The organism is Halobacillus sp. SY10, from assembly GCF_045401165.1.
In the GTDB taxonomy this organism is placed as follows: Bacteria; Bacillota; Bacilli; order Bacillales; family Halobacillaceae; genus Halobacillus; species Halobacillus aidingensis.
The window spans coordinates 3,748,567-3,767,360 of the sequence record NZ_CP174345.1 but is presented as its reverse complement, the minus strand read 5'-3'; the positions used below and the strand labels follow the sequence as shown (position 1 = coordinate 3,767,360).

Below are 18,794 nucleotides of genomic sequence, written 5' to 3'. Positions count from 1 at the left end.
ATTGATCATGAAATTAGGCGTTTTTACTGTATTATTTTCCGATAAATCCTTTGAAGAAATGTTGGACCATGCAAAAGAAGCAGGTTTGAAAGCGGTCGAAATCGGGACAGGCGGCTACCCTGGCAATGCTCACTGTAACGTTGATGAGCTTCTTGAAAGTGAAGAGAAACGAAACGAGTACTTAAAGAAAGTTCATGATCGCGGACTGACCATCAGTGCTTTCAGCTGTCATGGAAATCCGGTTTCACCGGACAATGCTTTCGCAGAAGAGTCTCATGAAGCATTTGTAAAATCAGTGAGACTAGCAAGCTTGATGGATGTTCCTGTCGTGAATACTTTCTCAGGTACACCAGGCGGGCACGAAAACGATACGGCTCCGAACTGGCCGGTCACTCCATGGCCACCGGAGTATTCAGATGTGTTAGAATGGCAGTGGAACGAAAAACTGATACCTTATTGGAAAGAACAAGGAAAGTTTGCCGAAGAACATAACGTAAAAGTCGGTCTTGAACTGCACGCAGGATTCCTTGTCCACACGCCTTACACGATGTTGAAGCTTCGTGAAGCAACAAGTGATGCCATCGGGGCGAACCTTGATCCAAGTCACTTATGGTGGCAGGGCATCGATCCAGTAGCGGCTATCAAGATTTTGGGTAAAGAAAATGCGATCCACCATTTCCATGCGAAAGACACATACATCGATCAGGATAACGTCAACATGTACGGTCTGACAGACATGCAGAATTACGGAAACGTACAGACACGCGCATGGAGTTTCCGCTCCGTCGGTTACGGTCACGGAATTGAAGAATGGTCTAACATCATCAGTGCACTTCGTACGTACGGCTATGATCATGTCGTCAGTATCGAGCACGAAGATCCGATCATGTCGATCAACGAAGGATTCAATCAAGCCGTGAAAAACTTGAAGTCTGTGCTGATTGAAGAACCAGCAACGGAGATGTGGTGGGCTTAATTTAGAAACAGCAAAACCCCTCTGACTTTTGAGGGGTTTTTATATTTAGGAAGGGGAAACGTATGAAACAAACATCAGGAATCAGAGGCGGCCTTTATGCCGTCAGCGAGTGGATCAGTAAATTTGCATTAACCAACCTTCAGTGGGCGTTGTTCAATCTGCCTGTTGCGCTATTATTGTTGAGCTTATTGAACATTGGAGACGTAAAAGAATTGTGGTATTTGCTGCCTTTCATATTTTTCCCTGCTACCACCGCCATGTTTGCAAAAGCACGTGACTGGGTGAGGAAGGATCATAAAGAAACCGCTGATCGGTCTTATCTCAGCTATTACAAAGAGAATTATAAAAACAGCATGAAGGCTGGAATCGCTCTTACAATCTTGTGGAGTGTGCTGGCAGCTGATCTTTATTATTTTTCTACGACGAGTTCCCTGCTCATGAATCTGTTTCTGATCTTAGGAATCTTATTGTTCGTGTACACGATCAACACATTCAGTACGCTTGTCCATTTTGATTTGAAAGCAGGAGCGGTGCTGAAAAAAGCGTTTATGCTTACGTTTGTCAGTCCGGTGTTGTTCTTGACGGTTGCGATTAGTTCAGGGTTCATTCTGGCCGTCAGTCTGTACATCTTCCCGCTGATCATTCCGATCTTCACAGGATCCATCATCGCCTTTCTCGCCTTCTCCGCTTACTACAGGCTTTATTTGAAATTGAGTAACGACCAATAAAAATAAGGAACCTCCTTAGTAATAAAGGAGGTTCCTTATTTTTATAATATGAGAAGAAAGGAGCCGGCAATGATGAAAGTGACTCCCACAACTTTTTTCAGCGTAATGACTTCATCCAAGAAGTAGTAAGAAATGATCAAAGTCCATATATAAGTGATGGAAGTTAAAGGAAATACAATGGTGTAAGGCAAGAAAACCAATGTAATGATATTGATAATCGCTCCTATTCCATAAAAGAAAGCACCAATCGTCAACTGTTTCATGAAGTATTTATTAATATGGAAACCGTCACTCGTCGCTTTCTTGAAGAAGTATCCTCCGACTGCTCCGCACAATGTGAACAGAGCTACGACTAAAATCCATTTAATTGTCACCACCACCTATAAGGGCGGCACCGATCATAATTAATGACGTACCGATAATGTTACTTGTCGAGATTACTTCCTGTAAGACCACGGCTCCTAGGAATAAAGCGAATACGTAACCGATACTCAATAATGGATGGAGCACAGATAAGCTTCCAAACCGGAAGGACACGATCATTAAGACGGCTCCTAAACCATAGAGGAAAAATCCGATGAACAGATAAATGTTTATTTCTCCGTTAGACATCTTCCAAAACATCTGGCCGAGAGCTGTTTGAGAGGCAGCAAACACCATTAATATAATACCTAGCTTATTTTTCTTTATTGAGCTTTTAAAATCATTCATGTTGTACCTTCTTTTCCTTGTCTTCATATCGAATGAAGAGAATACCTATCACAAAAAAGGTGATCAGAACATTTGCGAATTGATAACGGAAGTCCTGAGCAGGTGTAGCAAGTAACATGACTCCTGTGTTCAAAAGGACAGGAGCAATGATTAGTAATGCCTTTCCATTGTTTCTTAGTGCAAGAACTACTCCAGACAAAAGAATAATCGTGGTATAAAAAGCTGGTCTCAGCAAAGGTTCAAGCAAATAACGCTCAATAGAAACGAGCACTTTGTTCCCAACTCTATAAGCGGTTGAGCTTAAAGGATCGGTTTTTAAGTCGTAATCATTGTACAAGTAAACATTACGGGCATATGTGCTTGTATATCCATCGTCCGGTTGATTAATCTGCCATAGAATAGAAGTCTGGTTAAGGTAGGATTCGACGGCCAGTCCAAAATTTTTGGAGACGACAGAAGCCCACGTACTTAAATAAAACCCAAAGTCATCAAAAATCACATCTTGATTATATTCACCGTCGAATTTAATAGGATCCGTCAAATATGGATTGTAGTTTTCTGCCCATTTATCATAAGGAAGAATGTTTCCTAAATATTGACGCTCTTCTTCTGACAGGTCCCCATTTTCTTTAATGATGTGAGCGAACTGTTGAGTTGGGATGCTCAAAGCTTCATTTGGGCTTGTTGCTCTTACATCCATGTAATCGAAAAATGGTCCAGTAATGACAAAGTACATGACTAGGACCGCCCCTGTAGTCAACAGGATTCTCAAGAAATATTGTCTGAAAGCAATAAGTAATAAAACACCCATGACAAAGGTAATAGGCAGACCGTTTGTCCTCATCAGACTGGTGGCAAGTGCAACGAGTCCGAAGAAAACGAGATGGATGTTTGATGACAACCATTTACCTCTAGAAGCGACAATATTAAAGATGATTACAGTAAATAAAAAGAGTAAACCACTATAAAAGATATCTTTCCAAATGGCAATTGGGAAAATTCCATTTAAAGGATAAAGAGCGAAAAGGATAATCCCAACCCAAATCCAACGCTGTGACACTCCGTTCTTCTCAATGCTATAGGCTGCGTAACCACCAAACAAAGCTAAAAGGACGATTTGCGAAAATGCGATGATCGCCGGAGACTTCCAAATCGTAGTAAGAAGCATGATATACCAAGTGTAAACAACGGGATGCCAATTACTGAAATCCAGCGTGTGAATTTGCTCCCAATGAGAAAGGGAGTCTGGGGTCATAGTACCTGGAAAATAAGCAACTAAATAAAAGGACCAACAGACGATCGGGATAATAGCATACAAAATAATTCTATGTTTCGAAACTTTGGTCGGGACTCCTTTGACATTCAACATCAAAAGAAGGATGGTAAACCAAGAAACACTAACCAATATGGTCAGGTAAGACCAAACAAGGACAAAAAGGTTAATGTTTAGTGTTCCCTGATTTAAGGAATCTGTTGAACTCTTAAGGCTCCATAAAAGCACGAACGAAAAAATGAGCCAGAAGGCTACTAGGAATACTTTTTTATAATAGTGTAGAAAACGGTTTGGATTGTTCTTTATCGTTTGATACATGAAAAAGAAGATGGTCCCAAAAAAAAGAAAGGTAAATCCGACAATGATCCAGTGTGTCTCCGAAAAGTCCTGGTACCAAGAAATTAAAGAATAAGTACTTAAAAGACTGATTAGAACACTGGCTAACACTGCAAATAAGTGACGGTTCATTTTTACAATTCCTTTGTATCTTGTTTGATTTTGTTTAGTTCCCATTCAAACTGTTTCTTGAAGTTCGAAGCTACAGTATCCAAGATTAAACCGCATGCGAATGATAGAACAGCTAAAATCACCAGGCCTACGGCAAGGATGGCTGATGGGACCTTAGAAATAAAGCCGGTATTGAAATATTCTACAATAACAGGAATTCCGGAAGCTAAACCGAGGACCAACAAAACAATCGACCAGAAAGAAAAGAACAACATCGGTTTATACTCTTTGAATAGAGTGAAAATCTTGTTCAAAACTTTGAACCCATCACTGAAAGTATTTAACTTGGACTCACTGCCTTCAGGTCTATCTTTATATTCAATTGGAATTTCCTTAATACTGAATCTCTTATCAAGTGTGTGGATCGTCATTTCCGTTTCAATTTCAAATCCAGGGCTCATAACAGGCATGGATTTGACGAACAAACGATCGAATGCCCGGTAACCGGTCATAATATCTCTTAAATCACTCTTGTATAAGAAATTAATCAGCCCACGCACAAGGTTATTACCGAAGTTATGGAATTGGCGCTTGTTTTCCTCTACATATGTTCCATTGGAGAGGCGATCACCAATCACAATGTTGGCTTCCCCTTTTTTTAAGGGATCCAATAGTTGGTGTACAAACCTTGCTGGATACGTACGATCCCCATCGGCCATTACATAATAATCGGCTTCGATGTCACGGAACATGGAGCGGACCACATGTCCTTTTCCTTGACGCATTTCTTTTTTTACAATCGCACCATGCTTTCTGGCAACTTCTGATGTTCGGTCTTTTGAATTGTTATCATATACATAAATATCAGCATCTGGTAACTCTTCTCTAAATTCATCTATCACTTGCCCGATGGTTTGTTCTTCATTGTAGCAGGGCAATAGGACGGCTATTCTCACTTTATAACTCTCCTTCAAAATAAAGTAACAAAAAATATTCACCACATTAGTTTATCAGCTTCTTCCTGTTAATGTAACCGAAAGTGGACTCAATTTATGCTGTTTTGAACAAAGGTGTTATTGCGAATGTTTAAGAAAGCGTTTACAATTAAAGGAGATATTAGTCATTAGTAGTGAATCGGAAGCGTGGGGATAACGGTGTCACAGACGGTCTATATTGGTAAAATAGCTATGCTATTATCCGCATTAGAAAGTGATGATCTTGGATTCATCTCTGAAGATCTAGAACACGTCTCCTACTGCCAAGGGAAAGCGGGTTCAATGGAAGTTCAAAAAGTGATTGCTGCAGTCGAGACCGCCGCCAAACGGAACGGCATCATTGCAGAAAACGTCTACAGGGAGACGCATGCGTTATATCATGCGATCTTAGAATCCTTACAGGGCGTGACGCGGGGGCAGATCGGTGTCGGCAATATGATGCGTACCGTCGGGTTGCGTTTTGCCGTCGTGCGTGGGAAACCTTATGACCGGAAGGAAGAAGGTGAGTGGATCGCCGTTGCTTTTTACGGAACAATCGGTGCTCCGGTAAAAGGTTTGGAACATGAGACATTTGGACTCGGTATCAATCATATATAAAGAATAGGTGGCCTATAGTCATGAGCGATGAGGGGGCGACAATGGTATTTCCTATGCCATTGTCGCCTCTTTTTGTAGAAAATCCACCAGAATCTTTTCAAGCGAAAGGGGGATTGTGGATGATCGAACTCAATGGAAGAGACTTAACAATTGAGCAAATGAAGGAAATTTGTTTCGAGAGTGCCAAAATCGGCTTATCAAAAACGAGCCTGATCGATGTCAGGGCAAGCAGAGAAACCGTCGAAGAAATCGTGACCCGAGGGCACTCGGTGTACGGCATCAATACAGGGTTCGGAAAATTGAGTGATGTCCGAATTGCTGCAGAAGACGTCGACAGCCTGCAGCACCATCTGATCCGTTCGCATGCGTGCGGAGTGGGGGAACCTTTTTCTGAAAAAGTAAGCCGTGCCATGATGGTGCTTCGGTTGAACGCCCTTATGAAAGGCTACTCGGGCGTCCGGGAAGTGCTCGTCCAAAGGCTGTGTGATCTCGTAAACCTTCATGTCCATCCGGTCATTCCGTCACAAGGGTCACTCGGGGCTTCCGGGGACTTAGCTCCGCTCGCCCATTTGGCGCTCGTCTTGATGGGAGAAGGGGAAGTATTTTATGAAGGAGATCGACATGCAACAAAGGATATATTACAGAGGCTGTCGTTGAAGCCATTATCGTTAAAGGCAAAAGAAGGGCTTGCGCTCATTAACGGAACCCAGGCGATGACGGCGGTCGGAGTCATCAGTTACATCGAAGCGGAGCGGCTGGCTTTGCAGTGTGACTGGGTGGCAAGCCTTACGCTACAGGCACTGGAAGGCATACGGGATGCTTTTCATCCGAGCATTCATGAAGCGCGTGGCTACCCGGAACAAATGGCTGTCGCCGAACGAATGCGCCATTTAATCAACGGCAGTCATCTTGTCACTTTTCAAGGAGAAAAAAGGGTGCAGGACGCTTATTCCTTACGATGTATTCCACAAGTGCACGGGGCGACATGGCAGACGCTGCATTACGTAAGGGAGAAATTGACGATTGAAATGAATGCGGCAACAGACAATCCACTGCTTTTAGAAGGTGGGAAAGTCGTCGTATCCGGTGGTAACTTCCACGGCCAGCCGATCGCTTTTGCGATGGACTTTTTAAAAATAGCAATCAGTGAACTGGCCAATATTTCAGAGCGGAGGATTGAACGTCTCGTTAATCCACAGCTCAATGATTTTCCGCCGTTCCTCAGTGCGAATCCGGGGCTTGAGTCGGGGTTGATGATCGTTCAATACGTCGCTGCATCGTTAGTTTCTGAAAATAAAACCCTCGCCCATCCCGCAAGTGTCGACTCGATCCCATCGTCTGCGAATCAGGAAGATCATGTGAGCATGGGCACAACGGCTGCCCGGCACGCGGCCATGGTCATCGACAACGCGACAAAAGTTGCAGCGATTGAGTTAATATGCAGTTTGCAGGCGTTGGAACTAAGGGGAATTGAGCGCGCATCGGTATTTGCTCAGGACCTTTGGAAATCAGCAAGGACTGTCGTACCGAAAGTGACGCAGGACCGAGTGTTTTCCAAGGATATCGAAAACGTGGAGCAATGGTTGAAAGAGAGTGCTTTTGACTGGAGAAAGTGGAAATCCGTTCATGAAGGAGGAGAAACGTATGTCGACAACACGTAAAGTGAAAGCCAAAACAGGAACAACGTTGGAATGCAAAGGATGGGAACAGGAGGCTGTCTTAAGGATGCTCTGCAACAACCTTGATCCGGAGGTCGCAGAAATTCCAGAAGAACTCGTCGTCTACGGGGGCATCGGTAAAGCGGCAAGGAATTGGGAAGCTTTTAATGCGATCGTTGCAACGCTGAAGCGTCTGGAAAAGGATGAAACGATGCTCGTCCAGTCCGGGAAACCTGTGGGTGTTTTTAAAACTCATGAAAATGCGCCGAGAGTGCTGTTGTCCAATTCCGTGTTGGTTCCGAAATGGGCGAATTGGCAGCATTTCCATGAACTCGATCAGAAGGGTCTCATGATGTACGGACAAATGACGGCAGGAAGCTGGATTTACATTGGATCGCAGGGCATTTTGCAAGGAACATATGAAACGTTCGCATCTCTTGCTGAAAAACATTTTGGCGGGTCGTTGAAAGGGACGATTACACTGACGGCGGGCCTTGGTGGCATGGGAGGAGCCCAACCGCTTGCAGTCACAATGAACGGCGGTGTCGTCATTGCTGCCGAAGTGGATCCTGACCGTATTTCCAAGCGTCTGCAGTCTGGCTACTGCGATGTGAGCACAGAGTCCTTGGAAGAGGCGGTTTTATGGGCGAAGGAAGCGAAGGCGAACGGGGAGGCTCTTTCAATTGCTCTATTAGGAAACGCGGCTGAAACGCATGAACGGCTTTTACAAAATGGGTTGGAAGTGGATATCGTCACAGACCAAACATCTGCCCATGACCCGTTGAATGGCTATGTACCTGTTGGATATTCGCTGCAGGAAGCGGCCGTATTGAGGAAAAAGGATCCGGGTGAGTATGTACGCCTTTCATCAAAATCCATGGCCAAACACGTTGAGCTCATGCTCCAGTTCCAAAGAAAAGGCAGCATTGTTTTCGACTATGGCAACAATATCCGTCAGGTTGCATTAGAAGAAGGTGTAAAGGATGCCTTCGACTTTCCAGGTTTCGTTCCCGCCTACATCCGTCCATTGTTTTGTGAAGGGAAAGGGCCGTTTCGCTGGGCAGCTTTGTCAGGCGACCCGAAAGATATCTACCGCACCGATCAGCTTATCAAGGAACTTTTTCCTGAAAATGAGAAGCTGTTGAGGTGGATTGGCATGGCACAGGAAAAAGTCCAGTTTCAAGGGCTTCCATCAAGGATTTGCTGGCTCGGGTACGGGGAGCGGAAAAAGATGGGGATGGCGATCAATGAACTGGTGAGAAAAGGGGAGTTGAGTGCACCTGTGGTCATAGGAAGGGATCACCTTGATTGTGGATCAGTCGCTTCACCGAACAGAGAAACAGAATCGATGTTGGATGGCAGTGATGCGGTTGGGGACTGGGCGGTGTTGAATGCACTCATCAATACAGCGGCCGGTGGCTCTTGGATTTCCTTCCATCATGGCGGAGGCGTTGGAATGGGATATTCGCTCCATGCAGGAATGGTTGTTGTGGCAGATGGCACAGAGCTCGCGGAAGAAAGACTGGAGCGCGTCCTGACGACTGACCCAGGCATGGGCATTCTTCGTCACGCTGATGCCGGTTATGATAAAGCGATCGAAGAAGCGGATAAGTATGAAATTGATATCCCGATGAAAAGGAGAGGACAGTGATGTACGATACGCTGATTGAAAATATTGGACAGTTGATTTTACCTGCAGAGGGTCCGCTAAAAGGGAATGCGATGAAACAGTTGGAAGTAAAAGAAAACATGGCGATCGCTTTTGAAGATGGCAAGGTCGCCTGGATCGGCACAAATGAAAAAGCACGGAAACTAAAAGCCAGCGAGCGGGTCGATGCTATGGAAAAAACTGTAACACCTGGTCTCGTCGATCCGCACACCCATCTTGTTTTTGGTGGTTCTCGGGAAAATGAGCTGGCGCTGAAGCAGGCCGGGGTCCCTTATTTGGAGATTTTGCAAAAAGGAGGCGGGATTTTATCAACGGTGGAAGCGACGCGGGCGGAAAGTGAAACGCAGCTTTACGAAAAAGCGAAACAGACGTTAGAGCAGATGGCTGCTCATGGGGTGACGACACTTGAAGCGAAGAGCGGCTATGGACTTGAGTGGGAAGCAGAGTTGAAACAGCTGCGTGTCGTCAAACGATTGAACGAAGAAAGCGTGCTAGATTTAGTTTCCACTTTTCTAGGTCCTCATGCGATCCCACCGGAGTATAAGGGGGAGGAAGAAGCGTTTCTTGATGAAATGATCCGTCTGTTGCCGGAGATTAGCGATGAAGGGTTGGCGGAATTCACGGACATTTTTTGTGAGACGGGTGTCTTTACCATCGAACAGTCCCGGCGGTTTATGAAAGCTTCCCAGGAACTCGGCTTTCAAACGAAAATCCATGCCGATGAAATCGATCCGCTCGGAGGAACGGAACTCGCCGTTTCCATGGGAGCGGCATCGGCAGATCATCTTGTTGCGGCTTCTGACGCGGGGATCGACACCCTTGTCGAGGGTGGCACGGTGGCTGTGCTGCTTCCGGGAACGACCTTTTACTTAGGAAAAGACCATTACGCGAATGCTAGAAAAATGATTGATATCGGAGCGGCCGTCGCCCTGGCCACCGATTTCAATCCCGGCAGCTGTGTGACATACAACCTGCAGATGATCATGTCGCTTGCCGCGTTAAAAATGAAAATGACACCGGAGGAGATATGGAATAGTGTGACGGTGAATGCCGCACATGCGATTGGAAGAGGAGACGTTGCCGGGTGTTTGAGTATAGGGAGAAAAGCGGATGTCGTTTTGTGGGATGTCCCGAATTATAAGTACATTCCGTATCACTATGCAGCAAATCATGCGAAGGCTGTATGGAAGAATGGAAGAAAGGTGTGGGAGAGGAGGGGCGCTCGTGTCTTTTCAGTACCTCAACCCGGGCAGGGATGCTAGATTCAAAGATCGTTATACGACAAAGGTGGATGAAACGGTCTCACATTACAAGCCGGGGAAAACTGGGGATATAGGGGTCATTGGACTTCCTTTATCTAAAACTTCCATTTCATTGTCGGGTGCATCAGAAGCACCTGCAACTATAAGAAGGGCACTGGGATCTTACAGTACGTATTCAGGGGAGAAAGACAAAAGTTATGAAGATGTGCAGATGTTGGATTTTGGGGACGTTCCGGTGCATCCGACGGATAACGAGGAAACACGGAAACGTTTGAAGATGAGTGTGAAAGAAATGATCGACACCGAAGCTTGTTCCAAGTATGTAATGCTTGGCGGGGATCATGGGGTTAGTTTTCCTAGTATTTCTGCCTTTCATGAAAAATACGGGAGAGTCGGCGTCATTCAATGGGATGCTCACCATGATTTGCGAAATGTGGAAGATGGAGGACGAACAAACGGGACCCCATTCCGCAGTTTAGTCGAAGGGAGAGTCATTCGCGGAGAAGATCTCGTCCAAATCGGCATCCGCGACTTCTCCAACGCCAAAGCCTACGCCGACTATGCTAGAAAACACAACATCCACACCTACACCATGGCCGACGTCGAAGAGAAAGGCATCCATATTCTAACAGACCAGGTCATACAGATATTGGAAAATAAATGTGACTGCATTTATTTGTCTGTCGATATGGATGCGGTTGATCAGGCGTATGCACCTGGATGTCCAGCCATTGGGCCAGGAGGTATGACGGCGAGAGAGCTGTTAAGCAGTGTGTCCCTTGCGGCCGCACATCCTCTTGTCAAAGGCATGGATATCGTAGAAGTTGATCCTACCAAAGATTTCAGGGATATGACGAGCAGGCTTGCTGCTCACGTCATGCTAAGGTACATGTATGTTTGATATGGAAATAACTGTTAGACCTGGTCATCCATGAAATGGATGACCAGGTCTAACAGTATTTGTAAGAAAGCATATACAAGCGTTTCTCCTTATGGTATTTTTAGTTTAATCTTGTGATTTGTTTTAGCTTTTGAGATGGGAGAATGAGAGACTAGCAATGAGAGAAGTTATTTTATTGTTGGCTGATGTAGTCAATGTTTGGCATGACGTCATTTTGAAATTCACGCAAATGATGGGGTGGAATCTGACAGATAAGGACCTCCACTTCTGGGTCATTGGTATCCTTGGAATTATCGGTCTTATTTTCGTTGATATTCTTTTCCATGCCATAGCAAAGTGGAGCATAACGGCCATTTCGTTTTTATTTACATTCGCCATGGTGCTTGTTTTTGTTTTTGCCGTTGAGATTCAGCAGAAAATAACCGGCAGTGGAAACATGGAGTTTGCAGATGCATTAGTCAGTGTGCTGGGCTTCTTTCTGTTTTCCGGCATTTATTTTGTTTTCATTGGGATTATCCGTGCCATAAAAAAATATACAGCAAATAAAAAGGAAGATCAGGATGCTGCCTAAGCAAGGCGTCCTGTCTTCAAATGAAAAGCCCCCTTCTCAGGCGAGAAGGGGGCTTTGTATTATTCAGAACCAAAATTAACAATCATGTCATGTGTTTTTTGAATCTCTTCTTCAGGCATGTCGATCAAATACATGCCGTTAGCCCGGAAGTTTTCTCCCTCCATTTGATAGGTGGTCGAATTTTTACGAGCACTGCTGTAATTCGTGACGAGTCTGCGCATATCCGCGAACTGCATGTTTGTGCTCACATTGTCACCGAGCACATCCATAACGTCACCGACTTTGTTCACAGCGTCAAGACGCGCTCCTTTATCGATGATGCCCTGGATGACCTGACGTTGCCGTTCATTACGGCCTAAGTCTCCGTTCGGGTCATTCTTACGCATGCGGACGAAAGCAAGCGCTTCACGACCATCCAGTTTAATTTCGCCTTCTTTGAAATTAAATGGACCTGAGCTGAAGGCACGATCGTTATTGACTGTGATTCCATTCACAGCATCGACAACTTGAGATAGTCCTTCCATATTGACCCGGATGTAATAATCCAACTCAATATCAAGGAAATTTTCCACTGTATTCACGGCCATGTCACTACCCCCATAGGCGTAGGCATGGTTGATTCGTGTCTTACGTCCGTCGCCTGCAATTTCTGCATACGTATCCCGCGGGATGCTGACCATCTGCATTTGATCGTTGTTCGGATCAAGCGTCATTACAATCATTGTATCGGAACGACCGACATCATTCTCCCTTTCATCAACACCGAGAAGGAGGATATTCAACGGTTCCTTGTTATCTACTTTTTCTTTGGTTTCATCTGTATCGATCGAAGTTACATCTTCGTGTAAATCCTGGTTCACCGTCGTACGAACTTCATTATAGATGGTATATAAATAAACGCCTCCGATTAAAAATATGAGTGCGACTACAAATAGGAGGACTTTCCAACGTCTGCGTTTACGCCTTTTCTTTCTCTTCAGTTCCCTGCGTTCCATTCACCCACCTCTTTCTATAAACTACTATCCTATTATACGATTTTTGTAGATACATGTAAAAACTCTCCCATAAAGAGAGGGAAATATGGAATGTAATTGTTAAATATTGGTGTACCAGGTCATCCAGAATATGGATGACCTGGTACGTTATTTTCTGGAAGGTGTGGTACGAGGGGAGGGTTCGGCATATAGTGGTATAAGCTATTCTTTTGGAGGAATGTAAATTGAGAAAGTGGTTGGGACTGGTGCTCGTTTTGGGTCTTTTAGTGGGATGTGCACAGAATGCGACAGAGAGGTCGATCCAACAGTTTACATCCTCAATGGAGAATGAACTGCATTTTGTTTATTTTTATGATCAAGAACCGCCCGATAAAAAAATCCGTTCGCAATTGAACGGAATGAAGGTGTATCTGGCTCGAAAAAATATCATCGCAACCATCAGCTATCAAAAAATCGTGTCCGAAAAAAATTATGAGGAACTCCTCAATGTGAAAGATAGCCAGATTCTTGTTTTTGATTACAAAGGGATCCGGTACAACGCAAGGAACATCCATGTGTTAGAAGGAATGGTCCTGCAAATGCAAATGAATCCATAAAAAAAGATCCTGCCGTATGCTTCAAATTGCCGGCAGGATCTTTTATTATCTCGAGAAAAATTCTTCTAATATCAATACGCATGCCCCGATCGCTGATGCGTGCTCTTCTAATTTGGATAAAACGATATGCGTTTCCTTCGCTTTACTTGTCAGTCCCCTGGAATGGATCGTTTCTTTGATTCCATCCATCAGAAAGTCCCCGGCCTTCGAAACGCCCCCACCAATAATAATTCGCTTCGGGTTCAATGTATGAATTAAGTTGGTCAAGCCGATACCGAGAAACCTTCCTGTCTGATTTAACAGTTCAATGCTGAACTCGTCCCCTTCACAGGCTGCTTCATAAACAAGCTTTCCGTCCACTTTTTCAAAATCGTGATCCACAAGGTCACGAATCATGGATGGCTTCCCTGTTTTCAATTCTTTGCGAGCTCTCTCTGCAATGGCTGGACCAGCAGCAAGCGTCTGCAGACACCCGTAATTGCCACATGTACATTTCGGTCCGGAAAGGTCAATCGTGATGTGGCCGATTTCTCCTGCGATATTGTTTTCTCCGTGAAAAAGTTGTCCTTTGATCATCATCCCAGCGCCGATCCCGTTCCCGACGTTGACACCGACCATGTTATCCGCATCGTTTCCGTTACCGAACCAATATTCTCCAAGCGTCATCGCCTTCGCGTCGTTCTCAACTTTGACAATCATATCAAACTCATTTTCAAGTTCCGCTTTTATGGGGATATCGTAAAGCTGGAATGATGGAGCGAAACGAGAGACTCCTTCAATCGGATCCACGATCCCGTGCATCCCGATGCCGATGCCGAGAAACTTTTCTGGATCGCATTTACCTGACGTGAAAAATTCACGAATACCGCTTTTCATCGTATCTAGAATATCCTCTTTTGACGGGTAAGAAGGAATGTCTTTTTTTGCGACATCCTTCAGTTCTCCATATAAGTTCGTAACCACAAAGTTCATATGGAAGGTCCCTACATCGACTCCGATGATGTAAAAATGATCCGCGTTGATCTCCAGTAATGTTGGTTTACGTCCACCTTTGGACTGCCCCTGTGTCGTTTCAATAACAAATTGTGTTTGGATAAGTTCTTTCACGATATTGCTCACTGTGGGTGGAGTCAATCTCGATTGCTTCGCGATATCCGCACGGGAAATAGGCCCATGCTCGCGAATCATATTCAAAATAATCGAGCGGTTCATCGATTTCATCAACTGAAAACTACCTCTAGTATAGTGCGTGCTCATACGATTCCTCCAACTATGTTCTACTACTTCCATTTTACCACAAAAAGAAACTTATTAAATTTATTTTACTAAGTTACTGTCATTAACGTTGTCTCTATGGTATCTATTATAGAACAGCCTTCTCTTTAAAAGAGTTAATTTTGAAAAAACTCTTTTCATTTGCATGGTTCTGTGCTACCTTATAACTAGTTAGTTAATTTATTTTATTAAGTTTTGAAAACGCTATCAAATATGGGGGAGGAAGACAGAATGAAAAATTGGTTGAAAAGTTTTCTTTTGGTAGGCCTTGTGGCTGGTGGACTGGCTGCTTGTTCCGGTGAAACAGGGGGAGAATCCTCTGGAGAGAGTGGAGAAAGTGGAGAACCATCCGGCGAAATTACCGTTTGGGGCTGGAACGTAGCTGCTGAATCGATGGAGCTTGCTGTTGATGGGTTCAAAGAACAATACCCAGATGTTGAAGTGAATGTGGAAGATATCGGACGTTTGGATGTTTATGAAAAGTTAACCGTAGGCCTGGCATCCGGTGGAAATGGACTTCCTGACGTAGTGATGGTCGAGTCTGATCGTCTAGCGAACTATCATGATCAATTCCCAGATGCGATCGCTAACCTTTCTGAGCTCGGTTATGATGAGCACGCAGATAAATTCGGAGAGTATAAAAAGTCTGTGACTCAAAACGAAGACGGTGAGTTTTTCGCAGCTCCTTGGGATGTAGGACCTGCAGGTGTCTTCTATCGTACAGATATTTTTGAAGAAGCAGGCGTCAACCCAGATGATATCAAAACGTGGGACGACTACATTGAAGCAGGTAAAACGATTCAAGAAGCAACAGGAACAAAAATGGTTCCAATTGACATCGCAGCGGACGATGCACTTTACCGTATGATGATGAACCAGCAAGGTGCTTTTTACTATGATGAGGAAGGCAACATTGATGTAGCTTCCGAAGAATCACAAAAAGCATTTGATGTGATCCAGCGTTTGCATGAGGAAGACCTTGTCCTGAACAACAACGGTTGGGATGGCGTCGTTTCTGCAACGGTTAACGGCGAAGTGGCCACCGTTCCATTCGGAGTATGGTATTCCGGTACGATCATGGACCAGGCCCCTGATCAAAGCGGCAACTGGGATGTCTTCTACTTGCCGGCATTTGAGGAAGGCGGCAACCGCGCAGCAAACCTTGGTGGTTCTGACTTAGTGATTCCATCTTCTACGGACAACGAAAGTGCAGCCTATGCATTCGTTGAGTATTTCACAACAGAAGTAGATCCGCAGATGAAGGCGCTTAAAGAAAAAGGAATTTTCCCATCTTTGGAAACAACGTATGAAGAAGACTACTTCAGCCAGGAATCCGAATACTTTAACAGCCAACCTGTTTTCCAACTGTTTGCGGATGAAGTATCTGATATTCCTGTAGCGAATTACACGTCGGATTATGCACGTGCGTTCGATACGATGTCTGATACACAAGCATCCATCCTGCTTGATGGCACGCCGATTGAAGAAGCGCTTCAAAACGCAGCGGACAAGCTTGAAAGTGAGACAGGACGCAGCGCCAACTAATCCGTTTCATTGATCTCCCTATATCAAATAGAATGAAAAAAGGTCGATCTCCCAACATGGAGATCGACCTTTTTGTTTCAACCCTTTATTAAAGTATATAGCAGGATTCTTGAAGACTCAGTTTCGAGACTTTTGTTGAGTTGATGGGGGCTGCGGGGAATGAGTCGCTTTCCGTGGGAGCGCGGTGAGCCTCCTCGGACTGCGTCCTGCGGGGTCTCACCAAGCACTTTTTTCCCACAGGAGTCTCCCCATTCCCCTTCGCCCCTTTGCCATGGAAGATTCTCGAAAACACTTCTAAAAGATCAGCTTTTATCATTAACGGTAGTGGATCATATAAACTGCTCCACAGAACGTAAAAGCTAATGCAGAGCGCTTTATACTTCTAACAGGGGGATAGTGGAAGACCATCCAACTTGGTAAAGGGGTTCGTTTCTCACCTATATCGAAAGGGGTGGTTGGGAAGCTGCGAGACTCCCGTGGGAGAAGGAGATAGACGAGATCCCGCAGGGCGCAGTCCGAGGAAGCTCGACGCTCCCCCACAGGAAAGCGAGTAGCTTCCCAGCCACCCCTGAGTCCCGTTATGGCAAAACGAAGCCCAAAAACATCTCGAAACTGAGTCTTCCACAATCGGGAGCTTTATTGAAGTGAAAATGAATGTAATTTTTCTGAAAATGGAGCAGACAAACGGAGGAGGCTATGTTACTATTAAGTAAATTAAATTAATTAACAAAGTCTGAAGCCGCAAAAATGAAAGCGCTTTTAGTACTAACCAATATCTTTGAGGGGGTAGAACATTGTGAGTCAACCGAATGCTGAACAGATGGCAAATACCAACCACGAAACGAACAAGCAGCCATCTAAGAAACCGGGTCCGTCCAGCCAAAAACCGAAATCCCGTAAGAAATGGATTACACCGAAAACGGTGCCGTACTTATTTATTCTTCCAGCCGTTACATTCTTCTTAATCTTTACCGTTTATCCAGTCATTTCGTCTTTATTATTGAGTTTTCAAACGCGTGCAGGATCAGGGTATGAATTCGTTGGACTAGATAACTACATTCGTTTGTTCCAGGACACATTATTTTACAAAGCCCTCGGGAATACGTTCCTCATTTTGCTCATTCAAGTACCGATCCAGTTGTTCTTAGCTGTTGTCATCGCAGTGGCGCTTAATTCGCAACTGGTGAAAATGAAGAGTTTTTTCCGGATTGCTTTCTTCATGCCGGCGATTACGGCATTGGTCGCATCCTCAATCATCTTCATGATCATACTTGATGAAAACTATGGCCTTGCGAACTATGTACTTTCGCTGTTTGGTATTGAGGCGATCGCCTGGTTGTCCGACCCATTCTGGGCAAAAGTTGCACTGATGGCAGCGATCACGTGGCGCTGGACCGGTTACAACATGGTTATTTTCCTTGCCGGTCTCCAAAACATCCCTGGTTCGCTTTATGAAGCAGCAGAGATGGACGGGGCAGGAAAGGTCCGTCAGTTCTTTTACATTACTGTGCCACAGTTAAAGCCGATTTTCTTGTTCACTTTCGTCTTATCAACGATCGGTACGCTGCAGTTGTTCGATGAGCCTTACATTCTTACACAGGGTGGTCCAAACAATGCCACACTGACCATCACCCTTTATTTGTATCAAAATGGTTTCCGTTACTTTGATTTCGGTTACGCATCCGCCATTGCTTACGTTCTTGTATTAATCATCGGGGTCCTTTCCTGGGCACAAATGAAATGGGCAGGTGAAGATAAATGAAGCAACAGATCAGTCCGCTTAAAAAGACGTTTCTATACGCTTTCTTATTCATAGGGGTTATCATTTCCGTCTTCCCGTTCTATTGGATGTTTGTCGGCGCGACGAACCCGTCAGGAGAAATTTTCAAGGTTCCGCCGAACTTCCTTCCTGGTGATTATGGATGGGAAAACTTTAAAAATCTGAATGAAAACATTGGCATCATCCGCGTCATGGGGAACTCCTTGTTCATTACACTGACCTTTACTGCCATTTCCGCCATCGTTTGTACGGCGGCAGGCTATGCGTTTGCGAAGTTCCAATTCAAAGGACGTAACGCAATTTTCTTCATGCTGCTTGTCGCGATCATGATTCCTTATCACGTAACGTTGATTCCTTTGTTCGAAATCTTCGGAAGTGTCGGCTGGCTGAACACGTTCCAGGCGGTCATCCTTCCACAGGTCGCTTATCCATTCGCGATTTTCCTAATGAGACAGAACATGCAGTCCATTCCGGATTCTTTGCTTGAAGCTGCGCGAGTGGACGGGGCCGGAGAGTTTCATATTTTCTTCCGGATCGTACTTCCAGTCATGCGCCCGGCGCTTGCCGCTGTTGCGATTTTCTTGTTCATGTTCCAGTGGAACAACTTTATTTGGCCGCTCGTCGTCTTGCAATCACAGGAGATGTACACCTTGCCGGTTGCCCTCTCCAGCCTTGTCGGGATGTCACGGATCGACTACGGGCAGGTCATGATGGGAACGACACTGTCTACCTTGCCGATCATGATTTTCTTCTTGTTGCTGCAAAAGCAGTTCATTTCCGGTATTCTCGGCGGATCTGTCAAAGAGTAGAAGGAG

Annotated in this window: 18 protein-coding genes; 12 read left to right on the top strand and 6 right to left on the bottom strand. The window is 44.9% G+C overall.

Annotation, left to right across the window (positions count from 1 at the left end):
• The first annotated feature begins 7 nt into the window (after positions 1-7).
• The gene (locus ACJA3J_RS19040; protein ID WP_406945012.1) at positions 8-976 is read left to right on the top strand and encodes a sugar phosphate isomerase/epimerase family protein; all 969 of its coding nucleotides are present in this window, start codon (positions 8-10) and stop codon (positions 974-976) included.
• Positions 977-1,038: 62 nt separating this feature from the next.
• Positions 1,039-1,704, top strand: a complete 666-nt coding sequence (locus ACJA3J_RS19035) for a YesL family protein (protein WP_406945011.1) — start codon at positions 1,039-1,041, stop codon at positions 1,702-1,704.
• A gap of 41 nt (positions 1,705-1,745) precedes the next feature.
• Here ACJA3J_RS19035 and ACJA3J_RS19030 read toward each other — a convergent pair whose 3' ends face one another.
• The 4 genes from ACJA3J_RS19030 to ACJA3J_RS19015 are packed head-to-tail and all read right to left on the bottom strand — an operon-like array spanning position 1,746 to position 5,091.
• Complete coding sequence (locus ACJA3J_RS19030; protein WP_406945010.1) at positions 1,746-2,078, bottom strand: DMT family transporter; 333 nt, start codon at positions 2,076-2,078, stop codon at positions 1,746-1,748.
• Positions 2,068-2,415, bottom strand: coding sequence for an EamA family transporter (locus ACJA3J_RS19025; RefSeq protein ID WP_406945009.1), 348 nt, complete (start codon positions 2,413-2,415; stop codon positions 2,068-2,070). Before ACJA3J_RS19025 ends, ACJA3J_RS19030 begins: the two co-directional genes overlap by 11 nt.
• Entirely contained in the window at positions 2,408-4,201 is a 1,794-nt protein-coding gene (locus tag ACJA3J_RS19020; protein ID WP_406945008.1) for a DUF6020 family protein, read from the bottom strand. The genes ACJA3J_RS19025 and ACJA3J_RS19020 overlap by 8 nt, the downstream gene beginning before the upstream one ends.
• Positions 4,159-5,091, bottom strand: a complete 933-nt coding sequence (locus ACJA3J_RS19015; RefSeq protein ID WP_406945007.1) for a glycosyltransferase family 2 protein — start codon at positions 5,089-5,091, stop codon at positions 4,159-4,161. The genes ACJA3J_RS19020 and ACJA3J_RS19015 overlap by 43 nt, the downstream gene beginning before the upstream one ends.
• Positions 5,092-5,283: 192 nt before the next feature.
• Between ACJA3J_RS19015 and hutP the strand changes: the two genes are divergently transcribed.
• The 6 genes from hutP (at position 5,284) to ACJA3J_RS18985 (ending at position 11,788) form a co-directional block, all read left to right on the top strand.
• A complete protein-coding gene (hutP, locus tag ACJA3J_RS19010) occupies positions 5,284-5,727 on the top strand; it encodes a hut operon transcriptional regulator HutP (RefSeq protein ID WP_406946330.1) in 444 nt (147 codons plus the stop codon).
• A gap of 119 nt (positions 5,728-5,846) precedes the next feature.
• Complete coding sequence (gene hutH, locus ACJA3J_RS19005) at positions 5,847-7,388, top strand: histidine ammonia-lyase (RefSeq protein ID WP_406946329.1); 1,542 nt, start codon at positions 5,847-5,849, stop codon at positions 7,386-7,388.
• Positions 7,372-9,036, top strand: coding sequence for a urocanate hydratase (hutU, locus tag ACJA3J_RS19000; protein ID WP_406945006.1), 1,665 nt, complete (start codon positions 7,372-7,374; stop codon positions 9,034-9,036). The genes hutH and hutU overlap by 17 nt, the downstream gene beginning before the upstream one ends.
• The gene (gene hutI / locus ACJA3J_RS18995) at positions 9,036-10,316 is read left to right on the top strand and encodes an imidazolonepropionase (protein WP_406945005.1); all 1,281 of its coding nucleotides are present in this window, start codon (positions 9,036-9,038) and stop codon (positions 10,314-10,316) included. The genes hutU and hutI overlap by 1 nt, the downstream gene beginning before the upstream one ends.
• Entirely contained in the window at positions 10,279-11,217 is a 939-nt protein-coding gene (gene hutG, locus ACJA3J_RS18990) for a formimidoylglutamase (RefSeq protein ID WP_406945004.1), read from the top strand. Before hutI ends, hutG begins: the two co-directional genes overlap by 38 nt.
• Positions 11,218-11,374: 157 nt before the next feature.
• Positions 11,375-11,788, top strand: a complete 414-nt coding sequence (locus ACJA3J_RS18985) for a hypothetical protein (protein WP_115823942.1) — start codon at positions 11,375-11,377, stop codon at positions 11,786-11,788.
• A gap of 59 nt (positions 11,789-11,847) precedes the next feature.
• Here ACJA3J_RS18985 and ACJA3J_RS18980 read toward each other — a convergent pair whose 3' ends face one another.
• Positions 11,848-12,783 (bottom strand): LCP family protein, encoded by a 936-nt coding sequence (locus ACJA3J_RS18980; protein WP_406945003.1) that lies wholly within the window; start codon positions 12,781-12,783, stop codon positions 11,848-11,850.
• 224 nt (positions 12,784-13,007) lie between these two features.
• On the opposite strand from ACJA3J_RS18980, the gene ACJA3J_RS18975 reads away from it, so the two are divergent.
• Positions 13,008-13,379 carry a hypothetical protein gene (locus ACJA3J_RS18975; protein ID WP_406945002.1) on the top strand — a complete coding sequence of 124 codons (372 nt, stop codon included), beginning with the start codon at positions 13,008-13,010 and terminating at the stop codon, positions 13,377-13,379.
• A 45-nt stretch (positions 13,380-13,424) separates the two neighbouring features.
• On the opposite strand, the gene ACJA3J_RS18970 is transcribed toward ACJA3J_RS18975, so the two are convergent.
• On the bottom strand, positions 13,425-14,636 hold the full coding sequence (locus ACJA3J_RS18970; RefSeq protein WP_089652010.1) for an ROK family transcriptional regulator: 1,212 nt from the start codon (positions 14,634-14,636) through the stop codon (positions 13,425-13,427).
• A gap of 249 nt (positions 14,637-14,885) precedes the next feature.
• Between ACJA3J_RS18970 and ACJA3J_RS18965 the strand changes: the two genes are divergently transcribed.
• The 3 genes from ACJA3J_RS18965 to ACJA3J_RS18955 all read left to right on the top strand — a co-directional run bounded on the left by ACJA3J_RS18965 (position 14,886) and on the right by ACJA3J_RS18955 (position 18,788).
• Complete coding sequence (locus ACJA3J_RS18965; protein ID WP_115893366.1) at positions 14,886-16,199, top strand: sugar ABC transporter substrate-binding protein; 1,314 nt, start codon at positions 14,886-14,888, stop codon at positions 16,197-16,199.
• A 796-nt stretch (positions 16,200-16,995) separates the two neighbouring features.
• Positions 16,996-17,961 (top strand): carbohydrate ABC transporter permease, encoded by a 966-nt coding sequence (locus tag ACJA3J_RS18960; protein ID WP_406945001.1) that lies wholly within the window; start codon positions 16,996-16,998, stop codon positions 17,959-17,961.
• Positions 17,958-18,788, top strand: coding sequence for a carbohydrate ABC transporter permease (locus ACJA3J_RS18955; RefSeq protein WP_115823937.1), 831 nt, complete (start codon positions 17,958-17,960; stop codon positions 18,786-18,788). The genes ACJA3J_RS18960 and ACJA3J_RS18955 overlap by 4 nt, the downstream gene beginning before the upstream one ends.
• Positions 18,789-18,794 lie beyond the last annotated feature (6 nt).